12 protein-coding genes and 1 pseudogene are annotated in these 12,199 nt (G+C 31.3%); 9 read left to right on the plus strand and 4 right to left on the minus strand.

Annotated features, from left to right (window positions below):
• Nucleotides 1-400: 400 nt before the first annotated feature.
• Nucleotides 401-841, minus strand: coding sequence for a hypothetical protein (locus tag M3166_RS03870; protein WP_251687495.1), 441 nt, complete (start codon nt 839-841; stop codon nt 401-403).
• Between the two features lie 326 nt (nt 842-1,167).
• Here M3166_RS03870 and M3166_RS03875 point away from each other — a divergent pair, with 326 nt between their 5' ends.
• Nucleotides 1,168-1,461, plus strand: a complete 294-nt coding sequence (locus M3166_RS03875) for an NUDIX domain-containing protein (RefSeq protein WP_251690006.1) — start codon at nt 1,168-1,170, stop codon at nt 1,459-1,461.
• Between the two features lie 315 nt (nt 1,462-1,776).
• On the opposite strand, the gene M3166_RS03880 is transcribed toward M3166_RS03875, so the two are convergent.
• Nucleotides 1,777-2,277, minus strand: a complete 501-nt coding sequence (locus tag M3166_RS03880) for a hypothetical protein (protein WP_251687497.1) — start codon at nt 2,275-2,277, stop codon at nt 1,777-1,779.
• A gap of 324 nt (nt 2,278-2,601) precedes the next feature.
• On the opposite strand from M3166_RS03880, the gene M3166_RS03885 reads away from it, so the two are divergent.
• From M3166_RS03885 to M3166_RS03910, 6 genes are all read left to right on the plus strand, one after another.
• Nucleotides 2,602-3,246, plus strand: a complete 645-nt coding sequence (locus M3166_RS03885; RefSeq protein WP_251687499.1) for a hypothetical protein — start codon at nt 2,602-2,604, stop codon at nt 3,244-3,246.
• Nucleotides 3,247-3,920: 674 nt separating this feature from the next.
• Nucleotides 3,921-5,228, plus strand: coding sequence for a sensor histidine kinase (locus tag M3166_RS03890; protein ID WP_251687501.1), 1,308 nt, complete (start codon nt 3,921-3,923; stop codon nt 5,226-5,228).
• A gap of 231 nt (nt 5,229-5,459) precedes the next feature.
• Nucleotides 5,460-5,951: a hypothetical protein gene (locus M3166_RS03895; RefSeq protein WP_251687503.1), complete on the plus strand. Its 492-nt coding sequence runs from the start codon at nt 5,460-5,462 to the stop codon at nt 5,949-5,951.
• A gap of 214 nt (nt 5,952-6,165) precedes the next feature.
• Complete coding sequence (locus tag M3166_RS03900) at nt 6,166-6,795, plus strand: hypothetical protein (RefSeq protein WP_251687505.1); 630 nt, start codon at nt 6,166-6,168, stop codon at nt 6,793-6,795.
• Nucleotides 6,796-7,053: 258 nt separating this feature from the next.
• Nucleotides 7,054-7,629, plus strand: coding sequence for a hypothetical protein (locus M3166_RS03905; RefSeq protein WP_251687507.1), 576 nt, complete (start codon nt 7,054-7,056; stop codon nt 7,627-7,629).
• A 184-nt stretch (nt 7,630-7,813) separates the two neighbouring features.
• Nucleotides 7,814-8,194: a hypothetical protein gene (locus M3166_RS03910; protein ID WP_251687509.1), complete on the plus strand. Its 381-nt coding sequence runs from the start codon at nt 7,814-7,816 to the stop codon at nt 8,192-8,194.
• Between the two features lie 480 nt (nt 8,195-8,674).
• Here M3166_RS03910 and M3166_RS03915 read toward each other — a convergent pair.
• Both M3166_RS03915 and M3166_RS03920 read right to left on the minus strand, forming a co-directional pair.
• A pseudogene (locus M3166_RS03915) lies at nt 8,675-9,503 on the minus strand (GNAT family N-acetyltransferase).
• A gap of 266 nt (nt 9,504-9,769) precedes the next feature.
• Nucleotides 9,770-10,201, minus strand: a complete 432-nt coding sequence (locus M3166_RS03920; RefSeq protein WP_251687512.1) for a hypothetical protein — start codon at nt 10,199-10,201, stop codon at nt 9,770-9,772.
• An 823-nt stretch (nt 10,202-11,024) separates the two neighbouring features.
• Here M3166_RS03920 and M3166_RS03925 point away from each other — a divergent pair.
• Both M3166_RS03925 and M3166_RS03930 read left to right on the plus strand, forming a co-directional pair.
• A complete protein-coding gene (locus M3166_RS03925; protein ID WP_251687514.1) occupies nt 11,025-11,273 on the plus strand; it encodes an NUDIX domain-containing protein in 249 nt (82 codons plus the stop codon).
• Nucleotides 11,274-11,699: 426 nt separating this feature from the next.
• Nucleotides 11,700-12,185, plus strand: a complete 486-nt coding sequence (locus tag M3166_RS03930; RefSeq protein ID WP_251687516.1) for an NUDIX hydrolase — start codon at nt 11,700-11,702, stop codon at nt 12,183-12,185.
• Nucleotides 12,186-12,199: the final 14 nt, after the last annotated feature.

The raw sequence follows: 12,199 nt of genomic DNA on the forward strand, positions 1-12,199 counted from the left end.
TCTTTAGAAATAACAAAACACCAATAAGTTTGATATTAAGAATAAGTAAAATTTGTATTGTAGCATGTACTTTTTATCTTTCCCGTTATTCATTTGAATTGAAGTCATTACTATTAATTTTAAAGGTAAAACTATATAATGTCTCCTAGTGAGAGGTTTGGGAAACAAAATATGTTCTTCAACAATCGCGCGCAATTCTTGAAGACGAATTGTACCATTTTCAGCAATAGGGAAGTATAAAAATTTGTATAAACAAAGTTACTCTAAAAAAGAGACAAGCGCTGTCACATCAACGCTTGTCCCTTTTTGCACTCCAAAACTTTGATTTGGCAACGTGATTAGATTTATTTATGTATACATTGTAAATACTTTTTCACTAAAGTACATTTAAGTGAAAAACTTACTTAACTTCAATTATAAAGACATAACTTGAACTTCCCTTTTCCCAATATGCAGAAATACTATAAATATAAACACCTTTTTCTTTTGGAACTGATAATACATTTTCATTTAATGGAGCATTTTCTACTTCATTGTTACTGAACCATATAGATGCGTTTAACGTATTCTCTAGTGGTTTACGATTAAATTTTATTTTTAATTCAGCTCCAGGTGATACAACAACGGTTTTAATTTCGTGATGTTTAATCAGATCAGGTGGAGAAATCTTATCAACACATTGTGCGTTAATAAGCCCGTTCCAACAATAAGAACCTTGTGCCACTTTTACAGTCTTATTTTCTATTGTTATGACTGGTTTAGGTGGTTCAGAGTTAGATGCAAAATACATTCCACCTACTAACACAGCTACGGCTAATAAAGAAATTAATACCTTTTTCATACATGCCTCCTTTGTGTTTTTAAAGACGGCTTATTCCACTAAATTGCGTCATTAAAGTATAAGACACCTTCTAAATCGATATAATTATATTTCTAGAAAGTGCTAATAAAATCCTTTAATGATTCCCAAAGCGTTGTTAGGGAATAATGTTATCCTTAACCTTGTGAACGCATAAAATTAAGATCATTCATTGTTCAACAATCGGCGCGATTCTTCAATAAGAAAATCGCGTAAAATACAACAAACAAATTGGATATTTGAGGTGGAAGCCAATAGGCAGGTAAGTTAATTAAATTTAGATAGTGGTATTGAAAATATGTTGAGGAATAGAAAATGGGGAAACTCCAGAAGAAGGTGCCAAAAGAGAAGCATTTGAGGAATTAGGAGTAGAGGTAAAGCTCAATGAGTGTATAGCAAAAATTGAATATAATGGAACTCAATACTTTTTCTTAACTGAAATCATTAATGGAACATTCGGTACTGGACAAGGTGAGGAATACAAAGACAAAGAGAGAGCGAGAGGAATATATTTGCCGACGTGGGTAGATATAAACATGCTATCGTATATTGATGTTAAACTGAGAGAAGTAGCTTTTAAAGTTCAATCCTTATCTAATTAATGAGGATTAAGTTATTCAACAATCGGCCCATATTATTGAATAACATTTTCCATGAGATAGCGTCAGAAAAGATTCAGAAGATGCAGATTTACAACGATATGAAATATATTATACAAATTTTTATGCAAATTAAAGAACAAGCCCAGCAAATATAAATGCTGCTGCATCAACGTTTGCACCTTTTGTATAAAAACTGTATAAACAATAGTTCTCATAAAAAGTCATGAACGTTGATTTAACAACATTCGTGACTTTTTAATGTGTTCCAAAACTTTGATTTGGGAACATTATTTTGATGTAGATGTATAGTGATTCCTAAATCCATTTTTCCTCATCCTCTATAAACTTTGCATTCTGCAAGTCATATGAAGATGTTTCGTCATGGAACCCAATATAAACAGGTAAGTTAAATTCTTTTCCACCTGCTTTCTCCCAGCATCCAATAAACCACTCCGTAAATAATTGTTGTTCCTTAATAGCCAATTCTTCATCATTTTGTTCATAGAAATCCCAAAAAGTATCTTGTTGATTGTCTTGCAACTGATAATATGACGTGACTCCAAGAACCTCAACACTTCCTGCAAAACTTTTATCTGTAAGGTTTTCACCAAATACTTCATTTGCATTCCTATCCATCGAAAACATCATAATAGATAGTTCAAATCTTGTAGGATCTGTAAATACAGAAAAATCTACCAAATCAACAGCATCATCAAATTTGTAAGAAATAATTTTTTCCAGTTCTTTAACTAATGTAGTTGTATGTTTTTCTAAATTAGTCTGTATTGAAACAATATATTTATCAATTGAAAACATCGTTTAATTCTCCCTTCAAATAGGTATCAGCCCTAATAATACCTTATCATTCAAAAAAACTCATTCTTTACATGAAAGAACAAGCAGCTGAACACTTTGTAATGCTGCTGGTTCGAACATCGACAAAGTGTCATTTAGGAAAGTTATTAAGTTTATTTATGCCTACAAATGAATAAATCTGATGATACCCATATTCAACAATCAGGCGCAATTCTTCAATAAGAAGATCGCGTTTTTCCGTTATATGGCCAGATTGTTGAATAACTATAGTATGAGACTGAGGTAGAATATTATGGTAAATTATTGAATGAGGGAGGAGATGTTTTGAAAATATTTCTTAAAATCATACTTAGCATTTTAGGTGTCATATTAATAGGAGTTGGAGTAATTGTATTTGTCTTTCTATTAGAAATGAAACCAGACAAAGATAAAGAAGAGGAAGTCAGAATTCAAGCTGAACAATATTTAGAAGATAATTTTAATGAAAACTTCGAGATATATGACACTTTGTATGATAATATGGGGAACTATGGATTTGAATATGCTGCTAAGGTCAGGGATAAGAAGACGAATATAGAGTTTTTAGCTTATTATGATGATGAAACAAAACAAATGGTGGACACTTACATTGCGGATAAATGGGAAAAAGACTTAAAAAGTGAAATATATCCATTTATTGAAGAAAGTTTTGGTGAAACAACGGATTTCTTCGTTTACTTTACCAATGATACTATCGGTCGAGAATTAGATATCGATCCTCAAAAACCTAAAAGTTATAAAGAATTTGATGTTGCACCAATCATCCGTATTACTGTCCCTCGTAAAAAGAGCGATGATGACGAAAAAATCCTAAATGAATTAATTGCTTCTTTAAAAAGCGAAGATAAATTAAACCACGGTTCGTTTGCTATGAGTTATATTGATGAAAAAGGTGTGATTTTAGATGATGAATGGCATAAAGATTTCTAATTAAATAACTTCTTCAATTCATAGGCGCTATCCTTGAATAAGGAAAGTGCTTTTTTATTGGAGCGTTTGGGGATACAGAAATCCAATCTTCCACAATCGTGCGTGATTCTTCAATAGGAAGATTGCGTTTTTCCATTATAGGGTCATATAATTGAACAATATCCTTTACTAAAAAGACTGGATATTTATATTAATATTTAGGTGGAATTGTGAAATGATGAACTTAAAGACGAAGTAGGTTAGTACAATAAGGTTAAAAATAAACTTTGGTAAGTACATCATAATCTTGCGAGAAAATCTAGCAAGATTATTAAAGAAATTAACTCAGCAGTATTCTATAAAAATTGGATTAACTTTGTGAAAAAAGTAAATAATTGCATTCCTGGTAATATTAAAGTTTTTTGGACAAAAGGATTTAGAACGTTTATACTGTTTTTTGTTCCTTTATATCGAATTAATAGTAACAATTATAGATTTTATAACAGATTACTAATTGAAAGTAATGACTTAATGGTATTAAAATGTGTTTTATTGGTACAAAGAATAAAGAAATTAAATGAAATAGCCCTTATTTCAACAGTCGGTGGGAAGGGCTATTTCAATTTCAGGGAAATAATTTAATTGTTTAATTTACAGCAAAATATGTATTTAATAGTAAGGAAGATTATTTTGATATGAAACGTTTTAAATTAAAGCTAATAATAGTGTTATCTATAGTATTAGTCATATTCTTTATTGGAATTAGTATGTATACTTCCTATATAAAGATTGAAGATACCGTGGAAGAGGCGATTGCTAACCAAAATCTTGAAGCTGCCAAATCCATTGCAAAGGCGATTGACCTGGAAACGTATGAGCGATTTTTAAAAGAACGGAATCGTGATGAAGATTATTGGACAATACGGCATTATTTGAATGATGCCCGAGAAAAACTAGGCGTATTATACGTCTATACTATGGAAATAGACAATCCTACTACATCGAAAGCTTTAATTGTAGGTTATCCTGAAAACAAGGATAATCCAAATGATTTTCCAATAGGTGAAGGGTGTACTGTACCGGAAGCCCAAGTGAAATTAGCGTATGAGGAAGGAAAGCAATTTGTAACAGGGATTCTGGAAGATACGAAATATGGTCATCATTATATAACGGTTGGGACGCCTGTTATGAATGAAAATGGGGAAATCATCAGCTACCTTGGCATTGATATTAGTACGGAGACACTTGACGGGATTAAAGAAACAGTTATTAATAGTAATATTTTTCTATTAGTACTCAGCGGACTTTTTGTTATTATTGTTATTATTTCTTTCTTACTTTTACAAAAGTGGTATCAAAAAGAAGTTGGAACTACGGAGGATACGTATCAAAAGGAAATTAAAACGTTAATTGCTTCTGTCTCATCATTTAGGCACGATTATATTAATCACATCCAGGTTTTACATGGCTTTCTGCATATAGGTGAGGTAGATCAAGCGACAAAGTATGTCGATTCTTTGTCTAAAGATATACAGACAATTGAATCTATTAAATTGAATCTTGATCACCCAGGATTAGCGATATTACTGCAAACAAAAAAATTAACATGTCAAAATCAACAAATTGATATACAGATAACTGTTGATGACAATCCATTTGATAACATAAAAACGATTGATTTAATCAATATATTATCGAACATAATTGATAATGCGATAGAAGCAACAATGGAGTTGCCAGAGGAACTACGTAAAATTACAGTTAGCTGTAAAGCAGACGAGTTATATTATACGTTCTCGATTACGAACACTGGGCGAAAGCTACCTGATAAAAATCAAATATTTAAACAAGGCTACTCAACGAAAAAAGTAGAGAAAGGAAGAGTTAGAGGACAAGGTTTGTTTATTGTTAAAGAAACAATTAATAAATACAATGGAACGATTACATTTGATAGAATAAATGAAAAAGAGACAATAGCGATTGTAAAAATCCCTATTAAGTAAATAGTAAAAGGTTATGGTACAAATTCAAAAAACGTACCATAGCCTTTTTTAGTGGAAAAGAAGCTTTTTAAGCTGTGTCTAGCGCAAGTTGTCCAACGCTGCTACAACAACACAAAAAAATTGATATTAATGTTTAAGTACAGATAAAAAAATAAACTTAAATTAACAGACTACTAGGATAAAATGTTTTGTAACTTTAAAATGTCGACTAATTTAAAAAGGAGGAATATTATGAATATATTAATTCGAATGGGGTTTTCATTAATGATGTTATTCACATTATTAGGGTGTAGTAATGTCGAAGAGGATACATCTAAAAGTACAAGTAATAATATAATCACAAAGTCAAATAATCGGGAAGAACCACCCGCTATAAAATTAAAAATTGGCAAAGACGAGATTATAACTTACCGAGGAATTTATAGTTGGAGTTATTTTGATAAAAGTACAGGGCAAGTAGTAACTGTGGAGGCAGATCATGCTCCTCCAACCGAGATGGTAAATATCGAACAGGGTGTTAAAGCTAATATAGCCGAAACTGTAAAATTAGATTTTGAAAAAGAACCAACTCAATATGAAATAAAAGTCTGGGACAATAATAATGTGGTTGCAACGTATAATACGTTTGAAGAAATAAAAGAAAAAGGGAAGTATATAGTTGAAATAGTAGGAACATGGGAAGGTAGTACTGCTACTTATGTAACTGCATTAGATATTCAATAATAATGCTCCACTCTTACGTCAGAATTAACCATTAATATTAGACTTAGTTATTCAATTAAAGGGCGCGATTCTTCAATATGAAAATTGCGTTTTCCGTTATAGGGCCAGATTGTTGAGCAATACCTTAGAAGAGATTGTTATTTTTAAAACAATGAAAATTTAAACAATATGTTACAATTGGAACCAAATGACATTTTAAAAAGGATGCTTATTTATGAGGAAAACATCACACAATTTATTTGTAATCCTAATATTAATTTTAGGTAATGTTACAGGCTGTGAAAAACAGGAAAATGCTGTACCCCCAAAAGAAACAGTTACTGAGGAAATAAAGGGAGAAAAGATAATAGAAGATGATATTGGATTAGGTGAGCACCAAATAGCATTGAATGATTTATATATAGAAATACCCTATAGAAAAGAACAAGTAAATCTTTATAAAAGAGTAGAAAATGAAACGATAATTATCGATATTAGAGATAAGGAATCAAATAAACTATTATTTACTTATGGTGAGAAACTGAGTAAAAGCAATCAAAAGCTTGTTTATCGTGAGATCAAATTAAAAAAATCCAAGATTAAACTAATTGCTACTCTTGAACTTAACCCAATTAGTCATAAGATAACTGTAATGAATCAGCCAAAAATTGAGATTTTATCTGACACTCAAAAGATAGAAACTGAATTTATTTCAGCTGTCTCTAGATCCGGAAATTATCCTGCAGAAAAAGTTGAAGTACTAGCAAACCTGACATTAATCAACGAAAACTATGATCGGGAAGATATATATGAAGGATATTTACTTGGTGTGGTAAAAACTGATACCAGTATGACTATACATTAGTTTCTTTAGTAAAAACTCAATCTATAATTGGGAGTACTTTTAAAGCTCTGCGGCGGTAATGTCCCGCCACCCATATAAGACATATAAAGAAGACCCTTGTCGAGGCAACGGTCTTCTTTTTTATTGCATTATTTTTTCCTTCCAAGATAAACACGTTATTCAACAATCGAGTCAGTTAGTGTAAAAAAGAAGCTACTGGATTTATTTTGAAACGAAAGCTATGAAACCCCGTCTAATTATACTAGGAGGTATGACTAAATGAAAAAAATAACAACGATTTTATCTTTTGTATTTATATCAATTATTCTATTTGGTTGCCAACAAAGTAATGACAAGAAGCTTGATAATGAGGTGTCCAACACAGATAAGCTGGAAACACAGGCCAAAGTCACTGAGGGGGATTTTACCTATCGACTTGTAACCGAAAAAGCAGAGTATAGTGAAAATGAGCCGATAAAAATATACGCAGAACTGGAATATACAGGTGATAAAGGAGAAATTGAAATTTTCCATTCTGCTTCGCCATTTTCGTTTCCAATGGTTGAGACTACGAGAAATTATGAAATTGAATATGGAATGAATGAGCCGTTAATTAGTACGACATTAGTTAAGGGGGAACCACTTCGAGAAGAATATGTTGGCAGTGGAGGATATAGTTCCGAAGACAAAAATGAATATAAAGATTTCATGAAACGAGTTATGGATAAAGAATTTCCTGCTGGACATTATGTCGTAAACGGTATTGCAGATTTTTATATTAGAGTTTCAGAGGGGACTGAACCAGAGGAAAAGTATGTATTAGAAGCACAGGTAGGATTTAGTGTTATCAATTGAAATCACATTATAGTTATTCCACAATCTTAAGGGGAGTTACTAAATGATACTTTGCTAGCTTTTTTGTTCAACTAACACAGCATTTAGTTATTGAAGAAGGACTTAATGGGGAAATATAGAATTTTTTACTGATACAATAAATCCGAATAGTATATAGGTAATAACAAAAAGAGGTGAACATAAGATGAATATAAAGACAATTTTATTTGTAATTATTTGTACTATGTGGTTAGTAGCTTGTGACAGCACTAGAGAAACAATAAACACTATAGAAATTCAAGAATTAATTAATTTTGAAGAAGAAAAACCAGATACATTACAATTAATATCTGATGTGAAGGATATTAAAATTATAGAGAAAACATTTAAAAAGGCTAGAGAATTTGGTGAAGTAGATAACCAAATAGTTCCGCAATATAAAATCAAACTAAGCGATGGTGAATATTATTTGTGGATAGACCATACAAAAACAGGAACAATAGCGAACATAAAAAGTAGAAATATGTTTTACAATATCAGAGCTAGCGAAGAATTTAAAGAGGCCATAAATTATAAGAATAAGTAACTTCTCCAAGAGGATTTATTTGGAAACACTACACTTAGTTGGATACTTTTTATAGAGAATAAGTAGCAATTACTGATAACTCCTTTTCACCTTTATAAATGGAGTTTAATTAAAGGGCGCTTTTCTAGAATAAGAATAGTGCTTTATTCAATTATAGGGCCATATTGTGGAGCAACACTTTTTGTTGGGGGAGTCCTAGAGAAGATGCAGATTTATATTGATAAAAGAATGGCTATATAAGTTTTTATGCAAATTAAAGATTATGCCCAACAAGTATAGAAGTTGGTTTAATAACGTTTCATTGACTTGCATCAAATATCGTATAAACAATGTTCCAATAAAAACCAGTAAACGTTGCTACAACAACGTTTACTGGTTTTTCTGTTGCCCCCCAATTTTCATTTGGGAACGTTTTTTAATTTATTTATATATATTTTATAAATCTTTATTGAACGAAGGCTCTATATAGAAAAATTAAATTTACTTAAAAGGAAATTCATAACCTATGTAGTTAAATGTCATTGTAAATCCTAAATTTTCTGCCACAGCAATAGAGGGCTTATTTGATTCCATACAGTCCCAATACGGAATGAGATTATAATGTAAGCATTCTTCTACATAAGACTTTGCTATTTTTTGACCTAGCTTCTTTCCTTGATGCAGTTCTAAGGTTTCAATACTTACACAATGCACATCTCTAACGACAAAGCACGAAACACAAATACTCACAATTTCATTTTTATAAATGATACAGTAACCAATCCCATGATCAAAAAATTTTTCAGACGAAGACCAGAACTCTAAAATTTTTGTATGTAAAAATTCGATATTTTTTATTGCATTGTCTTTATTTTCATAAAGCTGTTTTGTTATTTTCTCAGCTCTATACTCTTTTCCAATAGTGAGTTCATTGTTATATGTATAATCAGCCTTTTGCAGCGTATATACACGTTGATTCCAGCTACATAATTCACGATTACTCAACACTTTTTCAATTACTTTATTCCATTTTGGATGATTACCAACAACTTCAAACCAATGTAATCCTAACTTTCGTGCCTCGGTATAATGAATTGGTCAATAAAAGCATTTAATTCGTTATTGAATGCTTCGTTTTTTCATCTCCAATAAAGATAAAACCATCATTATTACCTAGCCAAATAAGGCCAGATGTTGGCGAATCAACATCATCTACAAATACTCTACCTGGATTTATACCTTCAATTATTGCATTTACTTCTAATTGACCATGCTCATATAACAGTTCTTTACACTTGAAAAATTCTAAGCTATTTAATTCTGTAATCATTAAAAGATTTCCTCACTTTCCATAAACTAATACAAAGAAAGCTACCAAAGCGTCCTTTGGTAACATTTCAGAACAAGTGAATTGAACAGTCCTCTTTAAAATAGTTTCTCACAGCGTCTCAGAGCGTTATTTTCTAACGACAATCACTGATTTAACAGTGATTGCCGCTATTTGAAATGTTACCAAGCTTTTATTTGGGAACGTTTATTCAGTTTATTTTGTCTGCTTAATAAAGTCTTTGTTGCACGAAGAGCTTACGAGCAATACTATTTATAAGAGCTGTCTGATATGTCCAAGTCAATAGATTCTGCCTTGAATGTACTACCATCATCTTTTATTCTAATTACATTAATGGAAACTAAACTATCATTACTCCATTGAATATCAAAATAATCTACGGTCGATAAATCGAATTGAACATACTCTTTATATTCCTCTAGAATACTTCCATATTCTCCGTAATATATGCGAAACGAATAAAAGGCTGGGAATGTTTTATTCTCATTTATATCCTTGAAATTCTTGCCCATTTCTTTTAATTCAATAAAATTCACTTGATTAGGAGATGCGCTAGTTTTAATTGAAAATGAAAACAAATCGTGTTTATCATTGTTTTGATTTGAAGAATACTCTATTCCATTCGAACACGCTAACAGACAAACGGCTATTCCTATAAATAACACCCATCTTCTTAACAACCTATCACCTCTAATTTTTTCAAATTGTATTTTATCAAACGTAAAATAGAGGGGTTAAAGTCCTCAAAGCGGAGTTTGGGAATACTTTTTACACTAAAGCACCCGTTAGTTAAAGTATAACCTTCCCATACGACGTTTGGTAATATAATTAAAGTCTATTCACTTAGCCAAAATCGTATTTGGCAACTTCTTTGTATATAAGGTAGGAGACCATACGAATATGACGATCTCTTATTCAACAATCGGGCGCCTTATGCCTAAACGTCTTTCTGATATTTTTTATTCTGTATAGCAAAGAAAATCCAAATCAAAACTAAGGTTGTAGCAGGACCATCTACTGAAGAGAAATTTATATTAAATATCCACTTAATCAAGCTTTGGGTAATTATAGATATTAGTGTCAAAAAGCTGACTAATAACAGCGAGTGTAATATTAATTTTGAAAAACGTATTTGAGAAAGTCTTGGAAAATTCATTTTTTACCACCTTCGTATGAAAGAATTTAATTATTTAATTATAAACATTCTGATAAATTAAAGTAGAATTCAATTTCAATTTGAATATTTGGAAACTTTTTTTACATGATGACATTCTCCCTACCTCCACCGTCCCAACGTTTCTAATACCATAGCTAGTAACATTTTTGTACTTAACGCTATATATCCGAAAGCATAGTGGCCCCGTATTCAACAATCGGGCGCTTTTCTGAATTAGAAAAGTGCATTATTCAATTATAGGGCCATTGTATGGAATAAAAGAAGGGTATATTTGTAATTGAATAGAAACAACTAAAGGTAATAGATAAACGATTTGGGGGATTACTGTGAAAAAAGGAATAATACGACCATTGGTTATCTGTATTTTTCGAAATGATGAATCCATCCTTATTGCAGAGGGATATGATCCAGTAAAAGAGGATTATTATTACCGTCCTATTGGAGGGGAAATTGAATTCGGGAAAAAAAGCGCAGAAGCATTAATAAGAGAAGTAAGGGAAGAAATTGAAGCTGATATTTTTAATCTCAAATATTTAGGAACGTTGAAAATATCTTTACTTTTGGCGGTGAAGTAGGACACGAGATTGTACAAGTATATGATGCAGCCTTTATTGATACCTCTTTTTATACCAAGGAATTGTTTGAAGGTAAGGAGGATGACGGGAAAATATTTAAAATTAAGCGATTACCCATATGTAAATTTCAAAACGGTGAATTGCGACTTGTTCCTGAAGGCCTTCTAGATTTGATTTAAACAGAACAACCGAATTGTTAAGTTACGTAATTAGCAGTAGAAAAAGCTTTAGTTAAAAATCTTGACTTATTCCATTTAAGGGCTCAATTCTTTAATAGGAATTGTACCTTCTTCAGCTAACGGACCATTCTTAAATAATACCTACATTATTAACTTTATAATTATGTTAATTTTGCTTGGAAGTTATTTTATTAAACTATCGGGGCAGTTTATTTAATAAGCTTTCCTGAAATAGGAGGAGTTATTTTTGTCTGGAAAAAAATATCACAGAGCTTTTGGTGTATATGGAATCTGTGTGGAAGATGACAAACTATTGGTGATAAATAAAAATGGTGGTCCCTATATTAACCGATATGACCTTCCTGGAGGTAGTTTAGAAGAACGTGAAACTTTATCTAAGGCAATGAAAAGAGAGTTTATTGAAGAAACGGGTCTTGAAATTGAAATTATAGAAAATATTGGTGTCATCGATTTCATACTCCCTTGGTTGTGGAGAGATTATACGGATGTACATCATATTGTAGTTTATTATTCTGTTAAAAAAGTGGGTGGAGAATTAAGCGTGCCAGTTCAATTCGATGGACAAGATTCACTTGGAGCATTATGGATATCTGAAAAAGAAGTTTCTTTGGATAATGCTTCACCACTTGTTCTGGAAGCTTTCAAATGGTTAAAAACCAAAAGTTTAACTATTGATGCTAAAACTTATGAAGAATGGAAGGTCTTAAAATAAGTTGTTTGTTTTTG

This window comes from Solibacillus isronensis, assembly GCF_023715405.1.
Lineage (GTDB): Bacteria > Bacillota > Bacilli > Bacillales_A > Planococcaceae > Solibacillus > Solibacillus isronensis_B.